General features: G+C 64.8%; 21 protein-coding genes. 12 read left to right on the forward strand and 9 right to left on the reverse strand.

Features of this window, described 5'->3' with window-relative positions; all coding sequences use genetic code 11:
- Positions 1-566 precede the first annotated feature (566 nt).
- Complete coding sequence (locus KZ686_RS17775; RefSeq protein ID WP_265634597.1) at positions 567-1,631, reverse strand: VWA domain-containing protein; 1,065 nt, start codon at positions 1,629-1,631, stop codon at positions 567-569.
- A gap of 359 nt (positions 1,632-1,990) precedes the next feature.
- Between KZ686_RS17775 and KZ686_RS17780 the strand changes: the two genes are divergently transcribed.
- The 6 genes from KZ686_RS17780 (at position 1,991) to KZ686_RS17805 (ending at position 9,177) form a co-directional block, all read left to right on the forward strand.
- The gene (locus KZ686_RS17780; protein ID WP_265634599.1) at positions 1,991-3,670 is read left to right on the forward strand and encodes an amidohydrolase; all 1,680 of its coding nucleotides are present in this window, start codon (positions 1,991-1,993) and stop codon (positions 3,668-3,670) included.
- Between the two features lie 229 nt (positions 3,671-3,899).
- Entirely contained in the window at positions 3,900-4,799 is a 900-nt protein-coding gene (locus tag KZ686_RS17785) for a LysR substrate-binding domain-containing protein (RefSeq protein ID WP_226105104.1), read from the forward strand.
- Between the two features lie 223 nt (positions 4,800-5,022).
- Positions 5,023-6,168 carry an NAD(P)/FAD-dependent oxidoreductase gene (locus KZ686_RS17790; protein WP_265634601.1) on the forward strand — a complete coding sequence of 382 codons (1,146 nt, stop codon included), beginning with the start codon at positions 5,023-5,025 and terminating at the stop codon, positions 6,166-6,168.
- Positions 6,152-6,460, forward strand: a complete 309-nt coding sequence (locus tag KZ686_RS17795) for a (2Fe-2S)-binding protein (RefSeq protein ID WP_150082418.1) — start codon at positions 6,152-6,154, stop codon at positions 6,458-6,460. Before KZ686_RS17790 ends, KZ686_RS17795 begins: the two co-directional genes overlap by 17 nt.
- Positions 6,461-6,489: 29 nt before the next feature.
- Complete coding sequence (locus KZ686_RS17800) at positions 6,490-7,971, forward strand: FAD/NAD(P)-dependent oxidoreductase (RefSeq protein ID WP_265634602.1); 1,482 nt, start codon at positions 6,490-6,492, stop codon at positions 7,969-7,971.
- Between the two features lie 240 nt (positions 7,972-8,211).
- Positions 8,212-9,177: a Bug family tripartite tricarboxylate transporter substrate binding protein gene (locus KZ686_RS17805; RefSeq protein ID WP_226105101.1), complete on the forward strand. Its 966-nt coding sequence runs from the start codon at positions 8,212-8,214 to the stop codon at positions 9,175-9,177.
- Positions 9,178-9,469: 292 nt separating this feature from the next.
- Here the strand turns inward: KZ686_RS17805 and KZ686_RS17810 are convergent, their stop codons facing one another.
- Together KZ686_RS17810 and argC are read right to left on the reverse strand one after the other, a co-directional pair.
- A complete protein-coding gene (locus tag KZ686_RS17810) occupies positions 9,470-11,071 on the reverse strand; it encodes a hypothetical protein (protein WP_265634604.1) in 1,602 nt (533 codons plus the stop codon).
- A 266-nt stretch (positions 11,072-11,337) separates the two neighbouring features.
- Entirely contained in the window at positions 11,338-12,261 is a 924-nt protein-coding gene (argC, locus tag KZ686_RS17815) for an N-acetyl-gamma-glutamyl-phosphate reductase (RefSeq protein WP_265634606.1), read from the reverse strand.
- Positions 12,262-12,396: 135 nt separating this feature from the next.
- Between argC and KZ686_RS17820 the strand changes: the two genes are divergently transcribed.
- Together KZ686_RS17820 and KZ686_RS17825 are read left to right on the forward strand one after the other, a co-directional pair.
- Positions 12,397-13,281 (forward strand): LysR family transcriptional regulator, encoded by an 885-nt coding sequence (locus KZ686_RS17820; RefSeq protein WP_149319911.1) that lies wholly within the window; start codon positions 12,397-12,399, stop codon positions 13,279-13,281.
- Between the two features lie 129 nt (positions 13,282-13,410).
- The gene (locus KZ686_RS17825; protein ID WP_149319910.1) at positions 13,411-13,875 is read left to right on the forward strand and encodes a YaiI/YqxD family protein; all 465 of its coding nucleotides are present in this window, start codon (positions 13,411-13,413) and stop codon (positions 13,873-13,875) included.
- Positions 13,876-13,939: 64 nt separating this feature from the next.
- Here the strand turns inward: KZ686_RS17825 and KZ686_RS17830 are convergent, their stop codons facing one another.
- The 3 genes from KZ686_RS17830 to KZ686_RS17840 form a co-directional block, all read right to left on the reverse strand.
- A complete protein-coding gene (locus tag KZ686_RS17830) occupies positions 13,940-15,013 on the reverse strand; it encodes a LacI family DNA-binding transcriptional regulator (RefSeq protein WP_265634607.1) in 1,074 nt (357 codons plus the stop codon).
- A 98-nt stretch (positions 15,014-15,111) separates the two neighbouring features.
- A complete protein-coding gene (locus KZ686_RS17835) occupies positions 15,112-15,888 on the reverse strand; it encodes an SDR family NAD(P)-dependent oxidoreductase (protein WP_265634608.1) in 777 nt (258 codons plus the stop codon).
- Positions 15,885-16,424: a VOC family protein gene (locus KZ686_RS17840; RefSeq protein ID WP_265634609.1), complete on the reverse strand. Its 540-nt coding sequence runs from the start codon at positions 16,422-16,424 to the stop codon at positions 15,885-15,887. Before KZ686_RS17840 ends, KZ686_RS17835 begins: the two co-directional genes overlap by 4 nt.
- A gap of 200 nt (positions 16,425-16,624) precedes the next feature.
- On the opposite strand from KZ686_RS17840, the gene KZ686_RS17845 reads away from it, so the two are divergent.
- The 3 genes from KZ686_RS17845 to KZ686_RS17855 all read left to right on the forward strand — a co-directional run bounded on the left by KZ686_RS17845 (position 16,625) and on the right by KZ686_RS17855 (position 18,667).
- Positions 16,625-17,587: a Bug family tripartite tricarboxylate transporter substrate binding protein gene (locus KZ686_RS17845; RefSeq protein ID WP_226105088.1), complete on the forward strand. Its 963-nt coding sequence runs from the start codon at positions 16,625-16,627 to the stop codon at positions 17,585-17,587.
- Entirely contained in the window at positions 17,545-18,078 is a 534-nt protein-coding gene (locus KZ686_RS17850; protein WP_226105087.1) for an ester cyclase, read from the forward strand. Before KZ686_RS17845 ends, KZ686_RS17850 begins: the two co-directional genes overlap by 43 nt.
- 82 nt (positions 18,079-18,160) lie before the next feature.
- On the forward strand, positions 18,161-18,667 hold the full coding sequence (locus tag KZ686_RS17855) for a 2,4'-dihydroxyacetophenone dioxygenase family protein (protein WP_149319905.1): 507 nt from the start codon (positions 18,161-18,163) through the stop codon (positions 18,665-18,667).
- 28 nt (positions 18,668-18,695) lie between these two features.
- Here KZ686_RS17855 and KZ686_RS17860 read toward each other — a convergent pair whose 3' ends face one another.
- The 3 genes from KZ686_RS17860 to KZ686_RS17870 all read right to left on the reverse strand — a co-directional run bounded on the left by KZ686_RS17860 (position 18,696) and on the right by KZ686_RS17870 (position 22,166).
- Complete coding sequence (locus KZ686_RS17860) at positions 18,696-19,043, reverse strand: MFS transporter (RefSeq protein ID WP_226105086.1); 348 nt, start codon at positions 19,041-19,043, stop codon at positions 18,696-18,698.
- Positions 19,044-19,103: 60 nt separating this feature from the next.
- On the reverse strand, positions 19,104-20,297 hold the full coding sequence (locus KZ686_RS17865) for a CaiB/BaiF CoA transferase family protein (RefSeq protein ID WP_265634613.1): 1,194 nt from the start codon (positions 20,295-20,297) through the stop codon (positions 19,104-19,106).
- A gap of 348 nt (positions 20,298-20,645) precedes the next feature.
- Positions 20,646-22,166 carry a CoA-acylating methylmalonate-semialdehyde dehydrogenase gene (locus KZ686_RS17870; RefSeq protein WP_150082429.1) on the reverse strand — a complete coding sequence of 507 codons (1,521 nt, stop codon included), beginning with the start codon at positions 22,164-22,166 and terminating at the stop codon, positions 20,646-20,648.
- Between the two features lie 117 nt (positions 22,167-22,283).
- Here KZ686_RS17870 and KZ686_RS17875 point away from each other — a divergent pair, with 117 nt between their 5' ends.
- Entirely contained in the window at positions 22,284-23,219 is a 936-nt protein-coding gene (locus KZ686_RS17875; protein ID WP_150082430.1) for a LysR family transcriptional regulator, read from the forward strand.
- Positions 23,220-23,493 lie beyond the last annotated feature (274 nt).

The raw sequence follows: 23,493 nt of genomic DNA on the forward strand, positions 1-23,493 counted from the left end.
GCTCACCGAGGCTCGGAGGGCACGCCGCGCGGCGTGCGGCCAGGGGCCGCCGATCAACCTCTGAGCGGTCGACGGCCGCTATCGATCTTGGCGTCCTCGCCCCCATAAAGTCCCCTGCGTCTCGCCGTGCCGGCTCGTCGCCGTTGTGCTCTGCACCTCTTGGGCCACAACTGCCTCAGAAGACGTGTGGTTTGGTAGATCACCTTGCGAATCGCAGCCGGCACCCGGAATGCACACCAGTTCGAGACCACCGCGCTTGCGGAATCGCGCAAGTTAATTGGGCCTCGCGGCGACCGCCATTTTCCCCGGGTCTGTCCCACTCAAGCCAGCGCGACGACCTTTGGGGCGCACCGCCTTTGTGCGCCCTGTGGCGACACATTGACCTCACCTGGCAAATCCATGCGGACGCCAGCACGGCGCGGCATCAATCGAATATCGGCCTCTGCAGAACAGGTCTCGTCCTACACGCAGCCGGTTGCAGAGAAAAGCGTGAATGTCGCAGAAGGGTCGCTAGTGGTCATCAAGGGCGACCTCTCCGAAGCCCAACCGATTGCCAACTCTCCCCCTCACCGCCGAAACCAAACCACCGACAACCCACACCCCACCACCAGCAACACCACCGCCCCCGCCGCCAACAACGCACTAACCTCCACCTCCTTCCGCTCCAGCGCAAACCGGCTGGTAAGCCGGCGATAGACCTGCGTCAAATCAGCCGCCGAACTGGCCTGGAAGTACTCCCCGTCGGTCAGCATCGCAACCTGCCGCAAGGTGGCCTCATCCAATTGCACAGGCGAAGAAATCCCGGGCGGCGCTGCGCCCTCCTCTAGCGGCGTACCGAATCCCACGGTGTAGACCCGGACTCCGCGCTGCGCGGCCATGCGTGCCGCGTCGAGAGGGTCCGGGCCGGTGGTGCGGCGGCCATCGCTGAGCAGGATGATTGCGCCGTGCCGATAGGAGCCGGGGCTCGCCGAGGGCTGCTCCTGTTCGCGATTGCGGACGGCCTCCGCGGCGGCGGCTTCTGACAGCGATCTGCCGCCGGATCCCGGGGCAAGCGACTCGCCGCCGAAAATAATCGATTCCAGGTCGATGCCATCGTTGGGCAACAGCACCGCCAGCGCCTGGATCAGTCCGCTGCCGGTTGCCGTGCCGTGCTGGAGTTGAAAGCGATCGATCGCGTCGAGCATGTCCTGCCGGCTCTCGGTGAGCGAGAGCACTACGGTCGCGGTGGCGGCAAAGGACACAATGCCCAGGCGCACGCTGGCCGGCAGGCCGATGATGAAATCGCGCGCGGCGTGCTGAGCGGCGGCGATTCGGGTGGGTGCCACATCAGCGGCTGCCATGCTGCGGGAGGTGTCCATCGCGAGTACCACCGTGACGGTGTCGGCGGGCAGCGTGAGGGTGGCCGTAGGGCGGGCGCAAGCCAGCAGGGCGACGCCAAGCCCCAGCAAGACGAGGAACGGCGGGATGTGGCGCCGCACTCGTTGCTTGCGGCCGAGGGCGGCCCGCGGCAGCGCAATACTGGCGTACATCAAGGCGGCTTTTTTGCGCCGCGCAATCACGTAGAGGTAGGCGGCTGCCAGCAAGGGGAGAGCCAGCAGCAGCCAGAGCATTTGTGGCCAGAGAAACTGCATGCCCTGCTCCATGGCGCGTGGTATGACGATGGTACTGCGTTTCCAAGTCCAGCATTCGCGCCAACTATTCGCGCCTCGGCCATTCGCGCCTCGGCCATTCGCGCATCGCATTCGGGCCCCGGCATTCGCGCCCCGGCATTCACTCGGGCACTAACTCAGGCATTCCCTCAGACATTCCCTCAGGCATCCCCTCGCCCTTTCCCGCACCGCAGTTTTCTCTTATGATGCCGCGCGTCATATCGGCCGGTAGAAGGACGACCGCCGGTCGGTAAACGACACGCGGCGCTTGCCAGCGTTCGACGCCGTCCCGGGCGTCATCAACACACCATAAAAAAACAGCACAACAACAAGGAGTCACCTTGAAGAAGTCCATCCGCACGAGTCTGCTCGCGCTGGCCGCCATGGCCGCCGTTCACGCGCACGCCGCTCCCACGCTGGTGCAGTCCGTTCTGGGCTACACGCTGCAGAACGACAAGATCGTCACCTTCAGCGGCCTGGTGTTCGATCAGGGCAAGGTATTGGAGACCGGCGATGCCGCCGCGCTGCGCGCGAAGTATCCCGATGCCAAGCGCATCGACGGCCAGGGCAAGACGCTGCTGCCGGGCCTGATCGATGCCCACGGCCATGTGTTCCGGCTGGGCTTCAAGACGACCGAGATCTCGCTGTCGGGGACGCGGAGCCTGCAGGAAGCGCAGGGCCAGATCCGCGACTACGCGCAGAAGAATCCGCAGCGCCAGTGGCTGCTGGGCTATGGGTGGAATCAGGTGAACTGGAAGCTGGGCCGCTTCCCGACCGCAGCCGAGCTCGATGCCGCGGTGTCGGACCGTCCGGTGCGCCTGGTGCGCGTCGATGGCCACGCGGCCTGGCTGAACACCAAGGCGTTGCAGGCGGCCGGCATCACGCGCGACACCAAGGACCCGGCCGGCGGCCGCATCGAGCGCGATGCCAACGGCAATCCGACCGGCGTGCTGATCGACAAGGCCATGGCGCTGGTCAACAACGTGATCCCGCCCTACTCCGACGACGATCGCCGTGCCGCGCTGGCCGCCGCCGTCGCTCACCTGAACGCGCTGGGCCTGACCTCTGTCGGCGATGCCGGCGTGACCGTTGCCGACGATCGCATCTATCGCGAGTTCGCCGACCAGGGCAAGCTCACCACGCGCATCTACGGGATGATTCGCGACACGGGCGAGGACTTCAAGACGCTGTCCGCGAAAGGCCCGCTGATCGGTTACGGCAACGACCGCTACGATCTGCGCGCCGTGAAGCTCTACGGCGACGGCGCGCTGGGCAGCCGTGGCGCCGCGCTGATGGAGCCCTACACTGACGATCACGCGCATAGCGGCCTGCTGTTCATGAGCGATGCCGCGATGCAGGCCAGCGTGAAGACCGCGCTGAAGGCCGGCTACCAGGTCAATGTGCATGCGATCGGCGACAAGACCAACCATCAGGTGCTCGACGCGATGGAAGTCGCCTACAAGGACGTGGGCGGCCGCGAGCTGCGCAATCGGATCGAGCACGCACAGGTGGTCTCGCTGCCCGATATCCCGCGCTTCAAGACGCTGAACCTGATCGCGTCGATGCAGCCGACCCACGCCACCAGCGACATGAACATGGCGGAAGACCGCATCGGCAAGGAGCGCATCAAGGGCGCCTATGCCTGGCAGACCTTCCTGAAGGAGGGCACCGTGATCGCGGGCGGCTCGGATTTCCCGGTGGAATCGGCCAACCCGTTCTACGGGCTGCACGCCGCGGTCACGCGCACCGACCATGAAGGCCGGCCCATCAAGGGCTGGCACCCCGAGGAAGCGATGACGCTGCCGCAGGCGTTCCGCGCGTTCACGATGGATGCCGCGTACGCGCAGCATCAGGAAAAGACGCTGGGTTCGCTCGAGCCGGGCAAGTGGGCCGACTTCATCCTGGTGGACCGCGATCTCTTCAAGGTCGCACCGGCCGACATCTGGAAAATCCAGGTGCTGGAGACCTGGGTGGCGGGTGAACGCGTGTACGCGAAGGGTGATCAGGCTGCGAAGCGCTGATCGACCGCCCCAACGTCGCCCGATAAAAGCCCTGCTGGACCATCGTTCAGCAGGGCTTTTTTTGCGGGCCGCCGTTCGCAATGACGCGCGATTCTGCCTGACAGATGGTTACTGCCCATCGCCTCCTTTGGTGCGTGGTGCCGATTCCGATGGCCGCCCCAGCCCTCGCTGCGGCCTCCCGGGGCAAACAACGTTAGTATTCGCCGAATCCGCCCTTCATCGATTCGGTATGAAATTCAAGGAAATCTATGCCTTTCGCGCGGTAATGCGCACGGGCTCCATGACGGCCGCGGCCAACGAACTGTTCATGTCGCAGCCCAATGTCAGCCGGCTGATCTCCCAATTGGAAGCTTCCACCGGCCTGACGCTCTTTACTCGCAATGCCGGACGACTCGCGCCGACGGAAGAAGGATTGGCTTTTCTGCGCGAGGTCGATCGCACCTTCGTCGGGCTGGAGGCCCTGAAGGATGCCGCACGCAATATCCGCCAGTTCGGGGCGGGCCGCCTTCGCATCGCCACGGTGCCCTCGTTGGCGATGACGGTATTGCCGCTGGTGCTGCAACGCTTTCATGCGGACCATCCCGACGTCTACGTCGCCATGGAAACCGGCAGCACGCAGCTCGTGGCCGAGCAGGTCGGCAACCGCCATTGCGAGCTCGGACTGGTTTCCTATTTGCCCACTGCCGCCGTGACCGAGGCGCATCCGGTAGCCGAGCTGTTCGGCTGCTGCGTGCTGCCGCCCGGCCATCGGCTTGCGGCCCGCGAGGTCATCACGCCGGCCGACCTCGCCGGCGAACCGTTCATCTCGATGGCCCATGGCGATGGGCTGCGCGCCGCCGTGGATGCCGCCTTCGCCGGCGACGACCGCCGGGTGATGCATTTCGAGACGCCCTATGGCGCGACCATCTGCAATATGGTCGGTCTTGGGCTGGGCGTGGGCATCGTCAATCCGCTGGTCGCCCGCATGTACCGGCACACCAATATCGTGGTGCGGCCATTCGAGCCCCGCGTGCCCTTCGTCAGCTATCTGCTGCTGGCGCGCAATCGGCCGGCCAATCTGCTGGTGGACCGCTTTATCGCGCGGCTGCGCGAGGTCATCGACGCGGAAATCGAAGGCTTGGCCGATTGAGATCCCACCTCAGACGCCACGTCAGACCCCATCAGCTTTTCGTATAGGTACCGCACGAATTGGTATTTGCGCGTATCGGGGGTCGGTGCGCATACTCGCTCGCATTGGCAACACCGGCCCGGCGCCACGATTCCGGCCCAGGGCTGCCGCGATATTTGCGAGTCCCCACATGACTTTTGACAGGGCCCAAGGCCCGTTCCCGACCCGCGCGAGGGCGTGCTGAATGGGCAACGCCTCCACCCCCTCCCAACATCCGACGTTCGATGTCGCCGTCGTCGGCGGCGGCCTGGTCGGCTCCGCGGTGGCCTATGGCCTGCGCGGCAGCGTCAGCTCCATCGCCGTGCTTGACGAGGGCGACGTCGCCCTGCGCGCCTCGCGCGGCAACTTTGGCCTGGTCTGGCTGCAGAGCAAGGGCTACGGCATGGGCGCCTACAGCCGCTGGACGCTGGGCTCCGTGCGGCTGTGGCCCCAACTGGCGGCAAAACTGCTGGCGGAAACCGGCATCGACGTGGCGCTCGAGCAGAAAGGCGGGCTGACCCCGCTGATGGGCGACTACGAGATCGAAGCGCGCCTGGCCTGGGTCAACAAGCTAATGTCCCAGCCGGGCGTCGAGCCCTACGAATGGAAGCTGCTGGATCATCACCAGGCGGCCTCGCTGGTGCCCGGGCTCGGCCCCGACGTGACCGGCGCCATCTGGACCCCGCACGACGGCATCGTCAACCCGCTGAAGCTGCTGCGCGCATTCCATGTCGCCTTCAGCCAGAGCGACGTGCGCTACCTCCCCCATCACGGCGTAACGGCCATCACGCAGCTGTCGGACGGCGACTTCGTGCTGGACACGCCCAAGGGCAGCGTGCGCGCCCGCAAGATCGTGCTGGCCGCGGGGCTGCGCAACGGCGAACTGGGCCGCATGGTCGGCACCCATCTCCCGATGGCGCCGCAGCGCGGCCAGATCCTGGTGCTCGAGCGCACGCGCCGCCTGCTCGATACCCCGATGGTGACCCTGCGCCAGAACGACGAAGGCAGCTGGCTGGTGGGCGACTCGCAGGAGGATGCAGGCTACGCCGACCACGTGACCACGTTGCCGATCCTCGCCACGCTGGCCGACCGCGCGGTGCGCACGCTGCCGGCGCTGCGCGAGGTGCGTGCGGTGCGCGCCTGGTCCGCCCTGCGCGTGCGCGCGCAGGATGGCTTCCCCGTTTACGAACAATCGGCCAGCCACCCCGGGGCCTTTCTGGTGACGTGCCACAGCGGCGTGACGCTGGCCGCCACGCATGCGATGACGCTCGCCCCCATGATCGCCGCCGGCGCGTTGGCGCCCGAGCTGGACACTTTTTCGACCCGGAGATTTCATGTTCAGAAGACTTGATGCACCCGTCGTGCAAGCTGCCGGCCGCACGGTGCGTGTCATCGTCGACGGCGTCGCGCTGGAATGCCGCGAGGGTGACAGCGTCGCGGCGGCCCTGTTCGCGGCCGGCGTGCAGGCCTGTCGCGACACCGCCGTGTCGGGCGCGGCGCGTGGTCCCTTCTGCATGATGGGCGTTTGCTATGACTGCCTGGTGCGCATCGACGGACGGCCCAATCAACAGGCGTGCATGACGCCGGTGCGAGATGGCATGACGGTGCAGCGCCAGCTGGGCGCGCGCGAGGTGGCGGTATGAACGATATGGCATCGGACATGGCCTCCGACATGGCTTCCATTTCCGCCGAGATCCCGCAGTACGACCTGCTGGTGGTGGGCGCTGGCCCCGCCGGCCTGGCTGCGGCCACCCGCGCCGCCGGCCTCGGCCTTGCCACCGCACTGATCGACGAGCAGCCCGCGCCGGGCGGCCAGATCTATCGCGCGGTCGGCAGTACCCCGGTGCAGGATCGCAACATCCTCGGCGCCGACTACTGGCACGGCCTGGAACTGCTGGAGCCCTTTGCACGCAGCGGCGCACGCTATCTGTCCTCGGCCACCGTGTGGTCGATCAATCGACTCGAGCCGCAGGCCGGCGGCCAGCCGGCGGGCTTCGAGGTCGCCTACTCCGTGTCCAAGGGTGGGGAAGAACCGCAGGCCTCGCTGCTGCATTGCCGGCACATCATCCTGGCCACGGGCGCACAGGAGCGGCCTTTCCCGATCCCGGGCTGGACCCTGCCGGGCGTCATCACCGCAGGGGCCGGGCAGATCCTGCTCAAGACCTCGGGCGTCGTGCCGGAAGGACGCACCGTGCTCGCAGGCGGCGGACCGCTGCTCTATCTGCTGGCCTATCAGTACCTGAATGCGGGCGTGAAGCTCGACGCCATTCTCGAAACCACGGCAAGCAGCCAATGGCTGCAGGCGCTGCCTCATGCCTGGAGCTTCCTGCGATCGCCCTACCTTGGCAAGGGCCTGACGCTGATGCGCGCGGTCCGCAAGGCGGTGCCCATCGTCAGCGGCGTCACCGCGCTGGAGGCGTTGGCCGGCGCTAATGGCCAGCTGGCCGAAGTGCGATATACCGCGGGCGGCCAGAGCCGTTCGATGGCCGTTGACCAGTTGCTGCTGCATCAGGGCGTGGTCCCGAATACCAACCTGTCGCGCGCTGTCGGCGCCGAGCATGCGTGGAACGACCTGCAGGACTGCTGGGAACCGGTCGTCGATGCCTGGGGCGCGACCTCGGTGCCGCAACTGAGCATCGCCGGCGACGGCGCGGGCATCGCGGGCGCGATGGCAGCGGAGCACCGCGGGCGCATCGCGGCCGTGCATGTCGCCGCGGCGTTGGGACGCATCGACACCGCCGCCCGCGACCGCGAGGCCGCACCGCATCAGGCTGCTCTCGCACGCGCTACGCGGGGCCGGGAATTCCTCGAGGTGCTGTACCGCCCGGCGGCGCAGTTCCGCCGCCCGGTGGGCGACACCATCGTCTGCCGCTGCGAAGAGGCCACCGCCGAGCAAGTACGGCATGCCGCCCGCATCGGCTGCCAGGGCCCCAACCAGATGAAGGCATTCCTGCGCTGCGGGATGGGCCCCTGCCAGGGCCGGTTCTGCGGTCTGACGGTGACCGAACTGATCGCCGACGAGCAGCAGCGCCATCCGCGCGACGTGGGCTACTACCGGCTGCGTTTCCCGACCAAGCCCGTGACGCTGGGGGAAATCGCTACGCTGCCGCAGACCCCGGCATCGCGCGAGGCGGTCGTGCGTTTCAAGAAGTAAGGGGTGATGGCCAGCGTGCCCGGCATGCAGGTGCGGCTGGCCAACGCCACCAGGAAACTATCGCGTCGAAGAACGCGTCGCCGGACTGCATTGCGGTACGGCGCAACACAACTAGAAAGCGAGCACCGCAAGCGACAAGCGTCGGGGCATATCGAAGCTCCGCCCGCGCCCAAGGTGCCGCAACGATCCAGTGCAGCAGCGACATCCTGAGAGGATTCCACCCATCTACGAGGACAAACCATGGCATTTTTCAAGATCGTTCCCGCTGTCGTACTGGCATTCGCTGCCACACAAGCCGTCGCCCAGGAATTGCCTCCCGGGCCCATCCGCATGCTGGTCGGCTTCGCGCCCGGAGGCGGCAACGATGTCATCGCTCGCGTCGTCGCCACGCAGTTCCAGCTGAACACCAAGCAGACCATGGTGGTGGAAAACCGGCCGGGCGGCGGCAGCACGATCGCCACCGCGGAAATGGCACGCGCCACGCCGAACGGCTCGGTGCTGCTGCTCGGATCGGTGGGCGGACAGGCTATCGCCCCGTCGGTCTACAGCAAGCTGCCCTATGACCCGGTCAAAGGCGTGCAGCCGGTCTCGCTGGTGGCGAAGTCCGCCAACGCGCTGGTCGTGAACAACGCGCTGCCGGTGAAGACCGTGCAGGAGCTGCTGGCCTATGCGAAGGCCAATCCGGGCCAGCTGAATGTCGCGTCGCCGGGCAACGGCACGATCTCGCACCTGTCCGCGGAGCTGTTCAAGAGCATGGCCGGCGTGGCCATCACCCACATCCCCTATCGCGGCGACGCGCCTGCCATGCAGGACGTGATGGCGGGTCAGGCGCAGATGACGTTTGCCAGCCTGCCGTCGGCCAAGGCCGGCGCCGACTCCGGCAAGGTCCGCATCATCGCGGTGACCAGCGCCAAGCGCGTGGAAACCATGCCGGACGTGCCGACCATCGCCGAGTCTGGCGTGCCGGGCTACGAAGTGGTGTCCTGGTATGGGGTCTTCACCACCGGCGGCACGCCCATGCCGACCGTGAAGCGCCTCGCCCAGGAAATCGCCGCGGTAGTGGCAACCCCCTCGGTCCGCAATTCCATCACCAAGCAGGGCATGGAACCCAGCGCACTGGGCCCGGTGGAATTCGCCCAACTCGTGAACCGCGATTCCCAGAAATGGGACAAGGTCGTGAAGACAGTAGGGATCAAGCTGGACTGATTTTTTTGATTTGCAGTGCCCCTGTAGTACTCGCCCGGGCGTCGGAGGACGGCCCGGGTTTTTTTGATCAGGGGGTTGGTGTGTGCCATTCGATTTCGAGCTTGCGGCACAGCGATCCCGGCCACACCAACAGTCCGATTCCATTACCTCGTCGATCCCTATCGTTCAGCCCGTAGCGACGTCACCGCGAGGTCGCTTGTGTTGAAGGCCCCATCCCAGCCGCGCTTGACCCTGCGCAACAACCAACGCAGCGTTGAACCACAAGGCGCCCCGTGAATAAGCCGCAGGCCTGTCACGGCGTCGCCTTGCGGCCGATCACAGAAAAAGCGAGCTTCGCCTTGTTCTGATCGAATACATAGATCGCGCCAAGCGGTACCGCCGTCACAACCACGCCACTGAGTACCTCGGTGACCTGACTGTTGAAGACGTTGAGCATCGGAACGGGAGCGATCGCCTTGGAAATCACGTTGCCCACGTAGGCGCCCAGCACGCCGGTGGCCGTTCCAAGCATCACGACCTTGATGCTGTCGAACTTATTCTCGTCGTCGCTCAAAAGCACGCGTACCGACCTGACAACCGACAGGGTGCATTCCCGGATCATCGAAAGAACGAACGCCGGCATCTTGATGATCAACGAGATAAGAATCTGAGGAATCGCGCTAAGCGCGCCGGCGACGCCTCCGTCGATGCCTGCTGCCTTGGCCCGAGACCAGATCTGGCGCTCCTCGAATCGATTCGCGAGCTTCTCCGAGATGCTTTGCTTGCGCTGTTGAATATTGGCGAGCAGGCCGTTCTCATCGATGAATTTTCCGTTCTTGACGATGTCCTTGATTTCGTCAACGAAGATATCGATCGTCTCCATAACGATCAAGCCGACGACTTGTTGCGCAGCCATGCGTGCACCGGCGCTAGCTACGGTCAGGCCGATCTCCTTTGCTGCCGCCATTTGTGCCTCCCGCAAGCGCTCCTTCGCGGTCTCATACTTTGCGACCGCATCCGACTTGTTAATGACAACGTCGCCACCCTTGTCGTACTGAAAGTGGACAAGATTCGGATCCTCTGGATCCGGTGTGCCAAATTTTTCCATGTAGGCCAACAAATCCTTGCTGCCTTTGCCGCCATTGAACGAGGCGTTAGCGAAGGTCAAGTTATCGCTGTGGTTCAGCACATGGATGATTTCATCATCGTTCGTCGACAGCCGAAGCAGCCAATCCTCGTAGTATTCCTTCTTGGAGACAATGTGATCGATTTGCGCGTCGGCGGGCCGAAGCGGGGCATTGCGGTTGTAGCCATTGTCGACCGAACCTAGGAACTCGGTATTCTTGCGAACGTTCTGAAATTCCGCATAGTTGGGATGGTCATCCAGCACGTTCTCGTCGTTGAAGCTCTTGTACTTGACGGAGAGATTTGAGTAACGGTCCTCAAGCTGCTTGTCCAGACCCACCATAACCGGGGCCAGGCAGAACGCAGAAATCGCGCGCTGGAAAGCCTCACGCTTGCACTGCTCGAAGATGTCATCGATGTCCTTCGGACGGGAGGGAAGCCGCCCACGAATGCCGTCGATCATCTCCGACGTAGTCTTGTCCACCTCGAATGTCGAGCGATAAACAGCAGCGATCTTGTCCGAGCTGAGTTCACGGTACTCATGGAACTTGTTGACGTAGGTTTCCCGCCGTTTCAGGGCATCGAAGTCCACGTCCTCCATCTTCTCCTTCGCGGCATCGACCAGTTTTCCCGCCTGCTGCTTTCCGGCTGCCAGGTAGTCGGAGGCGCGGTCTGAGGCCTTGTCCTTGAGGTTGACGAGCTTCGTTCCGAGTTCCGCTTCCTCTGCCGCCGCTACGACCTTGTCCTTCAGGCCACTGCTTAGGGCAGCAACCTTGCCGAAAAGTCCCATTATTATTCTCCCCGAGTTCGACACCTATGAACTACGGCATCGCCTCGATGTTCTTTAGCACCCCCCTCATCAGGAGGGGAGATACGGAAGTGCTTCAGGACTTGAAGGGTTCAAGAGAACGACGCGATGCAGACTGGCCCCCGTAGGGACGGCAACGCATCGAGGGACCGCTGATTGCATGTCGAGCCTCGTCATCCTGTCCAAAACAATGCATCGTTGGCACATGGACGTGGCCTAACGTTGTCTTAAGTCATTGACGATCAACGCTACGCCAGCATCAAATCCAGGTTCTGAATCGCTGCACCAGACGCGCCCTTTCCAAGATTGTCGAAGACCGCGGACAGAAGGACGTGGCCGTGCTGCGCGCCAGCAAATACGCTCAGGCGCATGTCGTTCGTACCGTTCAGCGCTTGCGGATCGAGATGCTTCAAGGCGCTCGATTCCTGCAGCGGCAAGACATGTACGTGATCCGCGTTGGCATAGTGGCGCGCGAGGCAGGCGTGTAACGTGTCGCCATTGACGCCCGGGGCCAGCAGCCGCAACGCCAGCGGCACCGTCAGCACGATGCCCTGGCGGAACGATCCGTATGCGGGGACAAAAATAGGCGGCTGCGCGAGCCCCGCGTGCTGCTGGATCTCCGGCGTGTGCTTGTGCGTGAGTTCCAGCCCATAGACCTGGAATGACGGCGCGCTGGCGGCGCCCGGCCCCTCATATTCCTCCACGCCGGCGCGTCCGCGCCCCGAGTAGCCGGATACCGCATGAATGCTGATGGGGTAATCGCCCGGTATCAGCCCGGCCTGCACCAACGGACGCAGCAGGCCAATTGCACCGGTCGGATAGCAACCCGGGTTGGTGACCCGACGTGCGTTTGCAATTCGCTCCGCCTGCTCGGGCGCCATTTCGGGGAATCCGTATGTCCAGTCCGGGTGTGTACGGTGCGCCGAGCTGGCGTCGATGACCCGGACCGCGGGATTGACAATGGCCGCCACTGCCTCGCGCGCGGCGGCATCCGGCAAACAGAGGATGGCGATATCGCAGGCATTCAAGGCTTCTGCGCGCCGCCGCAGATCCTTGCGCTCGGCAGCCGCCAGCGTCATCAGCCGGATGTCGGTCCGGTGACGCAGCCGTTCGTGGATCAGCAACCCGGTGGTACCTTGGTCGCCGTCGATGAAAACAACGGGTGAGCTCATACGTGGATACTCCGCTGGGATTGGGGTTGCAAGAAGTCGAACGACGAACGAGCCCCATCTTCGGCGGACCGCTACAATAGGGAAAGTTGAATTTCACAACGAGAACATTCATCTTTCCTGAACCCGGACGCCGACATGCGAGAGATCAGCCTGGACCGCTTGCGCACCCTGGTCACCATTGCGGACCGGGGCTCATTTGCCGATGCCGCGCGTGCCTTGCACCTGGCGCCGCCAACGGTCAGCCTCCATATCGCCGAACTGGAAGACCGCATTGGGGCTCCACTGCTGTCGCGCAAGCGCGGACATGTCAGGCCGTCGGCGATCGGAGAGGTGCTGGTGGAGCGCGCACGTCGGCTGCTGGCCGATGCGGAGCAGGCGTTGGACGATATTCAGCGCCAGGTGCAGGGGCTCGAAGGACGCGTTCGGCTGGCTGCATCGACTGGCGCGCTCGCGCACCTGCTGCCGCAGGCGCTGGAGGGTCTGCGCCAGCGCCATCCTGCTATCGACATTCAGGTTGCCGTGCTGACCTCACAGGAAACGTTGTCCCGGCTGGCGGATGGGACGCTGGATGTGGGACTGGTCGCACTGCCTCAGCCACCGGTAGCTGGACTCGTGATCAAGCCGTGGAGGCGCGACCCCGTGATGGCCTTTGTGCCGGCGCATTGGCGTTGCCCGGCGCGCGTCACGCCCGAATGGCTCGCTGCCCAACCTCTGATTCTCAATGACGCGACCACGCGGCTTTCCCGCCTGACCGCTGAGTGGTTCGCGACGGCGGGCTATCATCCTGCGCCTCGCATTCAGCTGAACTACAACGATGCGATCAAGAGTCTGGTAGCAGCAGGTTATGGTGCGGCGCTGTTGCCCCACGAGGCGACGGCGCCATTACCGGACAAGCGCATTGTCATGCGTCCGCTGCGCCCGGCGTTGTGGCGTCGGCTCGGCATTGCACATCGTGCGGGGCACGTTGAACGTTCCACGCAACACGTACTGGATATGCTGCGGGATCTGAGATTGGCGTAGGAGCGCCCGTTTTTCGCCTCGGTTCGTTCTCGCCGCGGCGCAATCGTAGTCGCATCGGTGTGGCGGATTGCCGTGGAAATGGCCCACTCAAGCGGTATCATGAGCGCCCTATTCAAAGGAAATACCGCGATGCAAGTCCTGGTCGACGCAGACGCCTGCCCGGTCGTAGTCAAGGAAATGTTGTACCGAGCGGCGCAACGCCTGGAAGTGTGCGTCACGCTGGTCGCCAATCAGTACATGCGCACGCCGCCTTCGCGCTTCATCAAATCGATCCAGGTGCCGGCGGGCTTCGACGCCGCCGACGAGCGGATCGTCGAGCTGGTCAACGCCGGTGACCTTGTGATTACGGCGGACATCCCACTTGCATCGGCTGCCCTGGACAAGGGCGCCCACGTGCTCGATCCACGAGGAAGCTGGTTCACCCGGGAGAACATCCAGGAGCGCTTGACGATGCGTGAGGTAATGGACCAGCTCCGCGCCTCGGGCATCGATACGGGCGGGCCGGCGCCGTATTCCGCTCAGGACAGCAAGGCGTTTGCCGGCCAACTGGATCGGTTCCTGGCGCGCCATGCGCCGCCGAAAGCGGTCCCTTAACGCGTACCAGACATAGAAGAGCATGGGTGGACAAGCGAGGCCCGCCCTGGGGATGCTCGGACCTTTACGTCTTCCCGGCCCGAGGCGGCGCGCAAGATTCCCGCATGACAACATGCGTCGTCAGCCGAATCTCCTCGCCCTCCAGCACCTTCCCCTCGCCTCTTCCCGAACCCACGCCAATAGATCGCAGCAGCATCTCCGCCGCCGCCGTCCCCACCGCCTCCAGATCCCAATTGATCGCCGTGATCGCCGGCGAGTAAAGCTGCGCGAGATCGCTGTCGCCGACGCAGATCAGGCTGACATCCTGCGGCACGCGGTTCCCGGTCTGCTTCATCGCCTGCAGGACGCCGGAGAGAATCCGTGTACCGAGGCAGATGAAAGCGGTCGGTCGATCCTTGGCCGAGAGAAGTGCCAATGCATCGCTGAATGACAGATCCATCGCCGAGCGGCTGGATCGCACCAGCGTGTTGTCCACAGTCAGGCCGCGTTCTTCCATCGCCTCGCGATAGCCGTTGATGCGCTCTCGGCCCGGGCGCAATGCGCCGTCGGAGGTCATCAGCGCGATGCGGGTGTGCCCCAGGTCGAGCAGGTATCGTGTCGCTTCGTATGAACCGCGGGCGTGTTCGACATGAACGCCGACACCTTGCGCGCCGAAATCGCGGTCCATCGCGACAACGGCGAGATCGCGGGAGATCTGGGCCAGGTAATCGGGGCGCTCGGTTTCACAGGGCCCGAGAATCAGTCCATCGACGCGGCGGCGTCGGAAGAGGTCCACCATCAGCTCTTCCTGCGCCTTGTTGTTATGCGTGTTGCCGACCACCATCGCATAACCCTCGCGCTGCAGCCGCGTTTCCACGGCCGTGATGATGCGGGCGTATAGCGGATTGGCCAGATCGGACACCAGCAGGCCCACGACGCCGGAGGTGCCGGTGCGCATGCTTTGCGCAATCGGATCGGGCGCATACGCCAGGGCTTTGGCGGCGCGCTCGACGGCCTGCAGCGCGGCCTCGCTTACCGGGCCGCTGCGGTTCAGGGCGCGCGATGCCGTCCCCACCGAAACGCCGGCGGCCCGCGCCACGTCACGGATGGTGACGCGGGCGGGCGTATCGGAGCTGGGGGCGCGCGTTCGGCTGGTCATTGATGATCCGGCGGGAATGTCCAAGCATGCGGCAATCTTCGCAGGCTTCCTGGCCCGCTATTATCGTCGAAAGCCAGGGCCAGGCCGTGCCGTTTCTCTCAGTACACGGCACGCCCGCCGCTGATGTCGAACACCGCGCCCGTGCTGAAGCTGCAGCGCTCGGAACACAGCCATGCGGCCATCTCCGCCACTTCTTCGACTCGCACAAAGCGCTTCATCGGCACACGTTCGAGCAGGCGCGCCTGCAGTTGCGCCCGCTGGCTCTCGTCGTGCTCGCCGAAAATATCGGTATCTGCGGCGCTGGGCGTGATGCAATTGACCAGCACGCCCGTTTCCGCCAGTTCCTTGCCGAGGCTCTTTGTCATCGATATCAAGGCGGCCTTCGATGCCGCATAGGCACCGGCAAACGGATTGCCTTCCTTGCCGGCGACCGAGGCCACGTTGACGACGCGGCCCCAGCCATTTTTCACCATCGCGGGCACGACTACTTGCGCGCATTGCAACGCGCCGAATACGTTGACGTCAAAAACGAGCTTCCATTCGTCGACCGACGCCTCGACCGTGGGGCCTCTGCGACCGAGGATGGCGGCATTGTTGACCAGCGCCGTCGGCGTACCGAGCGTTTCGACGGTTTGCGCAAATGCGCGATCTAACTGTCCGCGATCGGTAATGTCGACGGCGACGCCCAATACGTGCGCGCCGTCTCTGCGCAGGGCCTGAACGCCGTCATCGAGCAGCGCGCGATCGCGATCCCACAGGGCGACCGCGTATCCGTCCGCGGCGAGCCGGCTGCTGATTGCGAGCCCGATGCCGCGCGCGGCGCCGGTTACCACCGCGATCCGGCGTTCCGAATCCCTGCCCTCGGTGGCGTTCATTGCGGTGCTCCAATCCGCCGGATCGGATCGCTGCCGTCCCAGTTCTTCGCGGCCTCCGCAATCGCGGCAAAATATTCGCCCTTGCCGCCGGACATTTCGGAGATCTCGACGATATTGCCCGGCAGGTCCGCATGCACGTAATAGGCGAATCGGCCGCGCATGCCCATCCGGCCACCGTGGCCCTCGACATAGCCGCTGGCGCGCAATCGTTCGGCGAACTCGTCGAACCGGTCGCCCGTCCAGTACGCGATGTGCTGCATCCCTTCGCCGAATTGCTTCAGCGAATCCAGATACAGCGACGGCGCGTCATTGCGCTGCTGGATCAACTCGATCTGCACGCCGCCGGAATTGGCCAGCGCGATCGAGAGATCCGGCAAGGCCGACGCCTCGCCGTAATAGCGGAATTCGGTCGTGCCGACTTCCTTCTTGTAGAACCACGGTCCGACGCCAAGCACCTCGCTCCAGTGCCGCATCGCCTTCTCGATATCGCGTACGACGTAGCCGATCTGGCATACGCCTCCGAACAGCAAGCTCATTTCGGCTCCATGTCATTGCAACGCTGGAAACGTTTCCATAACAATACGGTAGCCGATGGCGCGGCGTTATGCAGCATAGCGTTAACCATGATTGCTGCCCGCATTCACCTTAGCCACACTGATATGGAAACGTTTCCACTGCACCGGAGACGTGAACCGATACCCGCATCGCAGAACGGGCGAACCCCATGGAGACAGACATGAAGACACTCTTCACCACCGCGCTGCTGGCCCTGGCGGCCACGGCCGCCCAGGCGGCGGACCCCGCCAACTATCCCGAGCGCCCCATTCGCATGCTGCTGCCCTTCTCCGCTGGCGGTGGCGGCGATACGCTGGGCCGCTTTCTCGCCGAACGCTTTGCCGCACAGCTGAAGCAACCGGTGGTGGTGGAGAACAAGCCCGGCGCCGCCGGCACGATCGGGACCCAGTCCGTTGCGACGGCGACCCCGGACGGCTACACGATCATGATCGGCGGCATGTCGACGCATCCGCTGGCGGCCGCGACGTACGCGAAGCTGCCCTACGACCCCGTGCGCGACTTTCAGAGCCTGGGGACCATCGGCAATTCGTCCATCGTGATGGTCGCGTCGAACTCGTACCCCGCAAACAACCTGAAAGAGCTGACCGCTCTGGCCCGCAAGCAGCAGGCGCCGGTGCAATACGCCAGCTGGGGCTCCGGATCGACCGGACATTTCTGCGGCGAGATCCTCAGCCAGAAGGCCGGCATCCCGCTGCAGCACGTGCCCTACAAGGGCACCGCGCAGATCATCACCGATCTGCTCGGCAACCATATTTCCGTGGGTTTCGTCGACATGGTCACCGCCACGCCCTTCGTCAAGGAGGGCAAGGTCAAGGCGCTGGCCGTCTGCACGAAGCGCTCACCGAGTCTGCCCAACGTGGCCAGCTATCAGGAGCAAGGCGTCGATTTCGACCGCGAATTGACATGGGCGATGTATGTCCCTGCCAAGACGCCGAAGCCGATCGTCGACAAGCTGTCGGCCGTGCTCGAGAACACGCTGAAGGAACCCGAGGTCGTCAGCAAGCTGCTGTCGCTCGGCATCACGGCGAAATACGTTTCCGGGGCCGAGCAGCAAGCGATCAATGCGCGCGATATCCCGATGTGGAAATCGATCGCAAGACAGGCGCAGATGGCGCTGGACTGACGCATCGCGGCGCTCGTGCTCTCCCCTCTTTCATGACGACACCACAAGAACGATTTATGCCTTCCACACTGAATGAAGCCCGCATCCAGACCGTACGCGATCATATGGCGCTGGAGTGCGTCCACGATTGGGACGCGGTGATCGACACCTTCGCGCATCCCCGCTACGAAATGCACGGCAGTGGAACGGTATTCGATGGCGAAGCCGAGGTGCGGGGCTATTTCGATTCATCGCGCGTGCCATTCCCCGATCTGAAGAACGAGATCATCGCAATTGCGGCCGATGGCGATACCGTGCTGGTCGAGTTCTGGCTGCAAGGCACGCACCTGGGTCCGTTGAAGGCCAACGGAAAGACCTATGCGCCGACGGGCCGCACGTTCCGCATCCGGATCGCCGCCACGTTCGAGTTCGCACCGGGCTCGGACAAGATCATCTGCGAACGGCCGTACTCCGCCCCGGATGCGAAGCTGCGCGCGCTGGGGCTGTTGTAAAGCGCCACCGGCCTGGCCATTCCCATATCACGCTGGGCTATGGGTCCCAGCTCTGCCGCTACTGGCAAAGGAGAGTTGAATCATGGCCTTGCCCAAGGTCGTCACGCATCAAGACCGTCTGCTGACGGTGAACATCCATGAAGCAGTCGAATTCCCTGGATCGGAGTCAGGGTCGACCATCATTCCGCTGTTCCTCGACCGTGAAAACGGCGTCTGGGTGCTGTACGGCAAGTTCGAGCCGGGCACCACGCTGCCCCCGCACTTCCACACGGGCACCGTCCACTTCTTCACGACGAAGGGAGAGTGGAACTACGTCGAATACCCCGACGATCGCCAGACCGCCGGCAGCTACCTGTATGAGCCCGGCGGCTCCGTCCATACCTTCTCCGTGCCGGCCGATGCCAGGGAGGCGGCCGAAGGATTCATGGTGGTCTACGGCGCCAACGTGATTTTCAAGGACGGCGAATATCAAGGGGTACGCGACGCGGGCGCGATCGAGGACGGCATTCTGAATGCTGCGAAAGCGATGGGCCTCCCTACGCCGCGTTATATCCGGCCAGGCGGGGGCGCTGCGTTCTCGCGCGATTGATCGGGATTAGTTTAGGGATCGAACACGTCTATCCCTTCGCGCACTCCGCTTCAAAGCTCTCATTCAGAGCCTGCGACCGCCGCAAGGCATAAGGCAGCACCGCCAGCACGCCAACTACGGCCAGCACCGTGCCGACCCACAGCGGCGATCGCAGTCCCCAGCCCTGGCTGATGCCTACGCCGCCAAGCCACGAGCCGGACATTAGGCCGATATTGATCACCGCGGTATGCATGGTATTGACCAGCGGCCCGGGCGGCGCGGCGCGCATCACGCGCACCACCATCGCGGGATTCAGCGACACGCCGGTCAGCCCGACCAGCAGCATCGCGATGACCGCAACCAGCGGCTGGTCGGCGCAAACGGCGAACAATGCCAACGCGCCCGCCAGCGAGGCGCTCGTTTGAAGCGGCTTATGCCATCGGGTTATGCCATCGGGTTATGCCATCGTTTCCCGCTGCCGGTCCAATTCGGCCAGGATCTCCGCCGTATGCTGGCCGAGATCGGGAAGGGCGGCATCGCGCGAGCTTGCATCGTCGATCGTCATGGGCAAGGCCGGCATCCGCAGGGACCGGTTGCCGGGCGACGGCACGTTGATCACGCGTTCCGGTGTCGTGGCCTGCGCGGTTTGGATGGCATCGTGCAGGTCGCGCACCGCGCCGCACACCACGCCAGCGGCATTGAGCCTTCGGCAAGCGTCTTCGGTGGTCAGTGCCGACAACGCGCCGGCAAGCATCCCCAGCAAGGCGGGTCGATTCGCCACGCGCGAGGCGTTGTCGTGAAAGCGTGCGTCCTGCGCGAGTTCCGGCAGTCCGACGCATTCGCACAAGCGGGAAAAGTGTTCCTGCAGATAGGCCGAAATCACGATTCTGCCGTCGGCAGTCGTTAGCACATCCGCCGCCGGCGCCATCGTCGGCTGGCCGTTGCCGCAGCGTGACGGCACCGTGTCGAGGATCTGGTACTCGGCCCACTGCTGGCTCAGCGCATCGGCTGCCACGTCGATCAGGGACACCTTGACATGGGCACCTTGTCCGGTGATGCCACGGCGCACCAGCGCAGCGAGCACGCCTGTCGCCAGCGTACGGCCGGCCAGCACATCGACGACCGTGAAGCCGACGCGTGTTGGATCGGCATGGGCATCGCCGTTCATGCTCATCATGCCGCTTTCGGCCTGCGCGGCGATATCGAGGCCTGGGCGCGCCGCCGCCGGCCCGCTGTCGCCGAAGCCATTGACGGAGCCGTAGACAAGCCGCGGATGCTCGCCCCGAAGCTGTTCGGCGCCAAGCCCGTATTTCTCCATTACGCCCGGACGCGCATTCTGCAGCACCACATCGGCGCGGCGCACCAGATCCATCGCCACATCTCGATCCTCTTCGCGGCGTAGATCGAGCACGATCGAACGCTTGCCGCGGTTATAAGCGGAAAACATGGGCCCACAGGCATCGGCCTGCCATCCAGAGCGACGGCTGGCATCGCCGCCCGGAGGCTCGACCTTGATCACGTCGGCGCCCAGATCGGCCAGGATTTGTCCTGCCGACGGCGCGGCGATGAACTGGCCGAAGTCGACGACGCGCAGTCCGGCCAACACGGCCCCGCCCAGGCCGCTGCTATCGAATGAACCCTTGGATTGCATGGCTTCTCACTCCGGCTTGACGCCGGCGTCCGTGGCGGCCATCCATCGCCTGCGCGTATTCATGGTTTGTCTCCCTTTGACTGCCGATAGTTGCGGTGTTGCTCCGTGGCACGATCGGCGTCGACGTCGATCCCGCGCGGGGAACTTGCGCATGCAAACTAACGCGCGAGGCTTCATCCATGCCACGCTTGTTTCGCTATCTTGAACGGACAGGAATGTTGGGAGACCTCTGCCACCGCACCGCACCGGCATCCGCGCGTTGAAGCGTTCGGGGATCGCGGCAAAAAAAACGGCGCCGGCGGGTATTCCCCCGCCGGCGCCGCCGGATGTCGCCGTTTGTGGCGCGCCTTACTTTGCCGTCGGCATCGCGAACTCGGCACCCTTGCCGATGCTTTGCGGCCAGCGCTGCATCACGGACTTCTGCTTGGTGTAGAAGCGCACGCCCTCTTCGCCGTAGGCATGCGTATCGCCGAACAGGCTGCGCTTCCAGCCGCCGAAGCCATGCCAGGCCATCGGCACGGGGATGGGCACGTTGATGCCGACCATGCCGACCTGGATGCGCCGCGCGAATTCGCGGGCGATGCCGCCGTCGCTGGTGTAGCAGGCCACGCCGTTGCCGAACTCGTGCGCGTTGATCAGCTCGACGGCCTCGGCAAAGTCCTTGACGCGGACGCAGGCCAGCACCGGGCCGAAGATTTCCTCACGGTAGATGCGCATCTGCGGCGTGACGTTGTCGAACAGCGTGGCGCCGGTGAAGAAGCCGCCTTCATGGCCGGCCACGCGATGGCCGCGGCCATCGAGCACCAGCGTCGCGCCCTCTTCCACGCCCAGGCCGATATAGCCCTCGATGCGTTCCAGCGCCTGCCGCGTGACCACGGGGCCCATTTCCGCTTCGGGGTTCATGCCGTTGTCGATCTTCAGCGCACGGGCGCGTTCGGCCAGCTTCGGAATCAGGCGATCGGCGGTATCGCCGACCAGCACCGCGACCGACACCGCCATGCAGCGCTCGCCGGCCGAGCCGTAGGCCGCGCCGATCAGCGCGTCGATGGCCATCTCCGGATCGGCATCGGGCATCACCACCAGATGGTTCTTGGCGCCGCCCAGTGCCTGCACGCGCTTGCCGAATTGCGCGGCACGCTCGCTGATCGCCTGTGCGATCGGCGTCGAGCCGACAAAGCTGACGGCCTTCACTTCCGGATGCGCGATCAGCGCGTCGACCACCACCTTGTCGCCCTGCACGACGTTGAACACGCCGGCCGGCAAACCCGCCTCGGCCAGCAGATCGGCCATGAACAGGCTCGCGCTCGGATCGCGCTCGCTGGGCTTGAGCACAAACGTATTGCCCGCCGCGATCGCCACCGGGAACATCCAGCACGGCACCATGCACGGGAAGTTGAACGGCGTGATGCCGGTCACCACGCCCAGGGGCTGGCGCATGGTCCAGTTGTCGATGCCGGTGCTGACCTGATCGGTGTAATCGCCCTTGAGCAGTTGGGGAATGCCGCAGGCGAACTCGATCACGTCGATGCCGCGCATGACTTCGCCCTGCGCGTCGGAGAAGACCTTGCCGTGCTCGGCGGTGATGATCGCCGCGAGCGTGTCGCGATGCTGGTTCATCAATTGCAGGAAGCGCTGCATCACGCGGGCGCGGCGGATCGGCGGCGTGTCGGCCCAGGCGGGGAATGCAGCGGCGGCCGCGGCGACGGCGGCGTCGACATCGGCGACTTCACCGAGCAGAACCTTGCGCGCGGCTTCGCCGGTGGCCGGATTGAACACGTCCTGCCGGCGCTGGCTGCTGCCGCTCGTACGCTGGCCGCCGATGTAGTGGCCGACGTCGGCACGGTCGGTATAGGCATGCGCTTGGGTCATCTCGGGCTCCTTTGGAGTTCTGGAATCGGTGGAATGGGGCCAGTGTAGGCGTCGCTCCCGGCCTCATTCAATAGCGCCGCGCTTGACTCACTGTTCAATGAATTAAACAATCCGTCGATGGACAAGCAAAAGATCGAATCGCTGTGGGTGCATCTGCACTCGCTGGTGGTGCTGGGCGACGTGGGCAGCTATACCGCCGCCGCAACGCAACTCGGCATCAGCAAGGGCGCGATGAGCCAGCGCATCGCCGAGCTGGAACGGGCGGCCGGCATCCCGCTGGTGCAGCGCACCACGCGCAGCGTGCGGCTGACCGAGGCGGGGCAGCGGCTGGTGGACGCGACCCGGATACCGTTCGAGTCGATCGAGCGCAGCTTCGGCGACGTGAAAGACATGGGCGGCGAGCCGCGCGGGCTGGTGCGGATGACGGCACCGGTGGCGCTGGGCCGGCAGCAGATCGTGCCGCGGCTGCCGCCGTTTCTGGCGATGTATCCGCAGATCCGCGTCGAGCTGGAACTGTCGGACAGCTTCGCCTCGCTTGCGCGCGAGGGATTCGACCTGGCAGTGCGCCACGCCTCGCGCGCACCGGATACCCACATCGCCTGGACGCTGTGCCGCACCGGCACGGTCCTGGTGGCGACGCGCGCCTATCTGCGGCGCCACGGCACACCCGTTTCGCCGTCCGACCTGACCGCGCACAACTGCCTGCATTACTTCCGCCGGGGGGAGCAGCCGACCTGGAGCTTCGAGCCGGTCCGGGGCGGTGCGGCCCGGCAGAGCGTCGGCATCCGCGGCAATTTCGCGGCGGACAACAGCGAGGCGCTGCGCGATGCCGCGCTGGGCGGCCTGGGCATCGCGCTGGTGCCCGACTTCACCGCGCAGGCCGACCTGCATGCGGGCAAGCTCGTTCAAGTGCTGCCGGGCTGGCGGCCTTCGGGGGCGTTCGGCGACACGATCTACGCGATCCGGCCCTACAGCCCGCTGCTGCCGCGGCCGGTGCGGCTGCTGGTGGACTATCTGCGCGAGGCGTTGAAGGAGGGATTCGGGACGCAGTGAGGCGAAGCCGGTCTCCCGATGCGCGGCCCTATGCGCAACCGGGTGCGCAACCGGGTGCGCAACCGGATGCGCAACGGGAATGCAGCACCTGTCCACGCCCATGTTCGACGCGGCCTTGTCGGCACAAATGATAATGAAAACGATTATCATTATGTCCTTTCAATACGACATTGCCGCCCGTGTCCCCGCTCCGCTTCCCCGTTCGCGCCCCGTCTGCCCGACTCCATGCCAGCCGCCCCGAGTGGGCCCGCCCATCCCGCGCGCACCGGTTTCG

Source organism: Cupriavidus cauae (genome assembly GCF_026210475.1).
Classification (GTDB): Bacteria; Pseudomonadota; Gammaproteobacteria; order Burkholderiales; family Burkholderiaceae; genus Cupriavidus; species Cupriavidus cauae.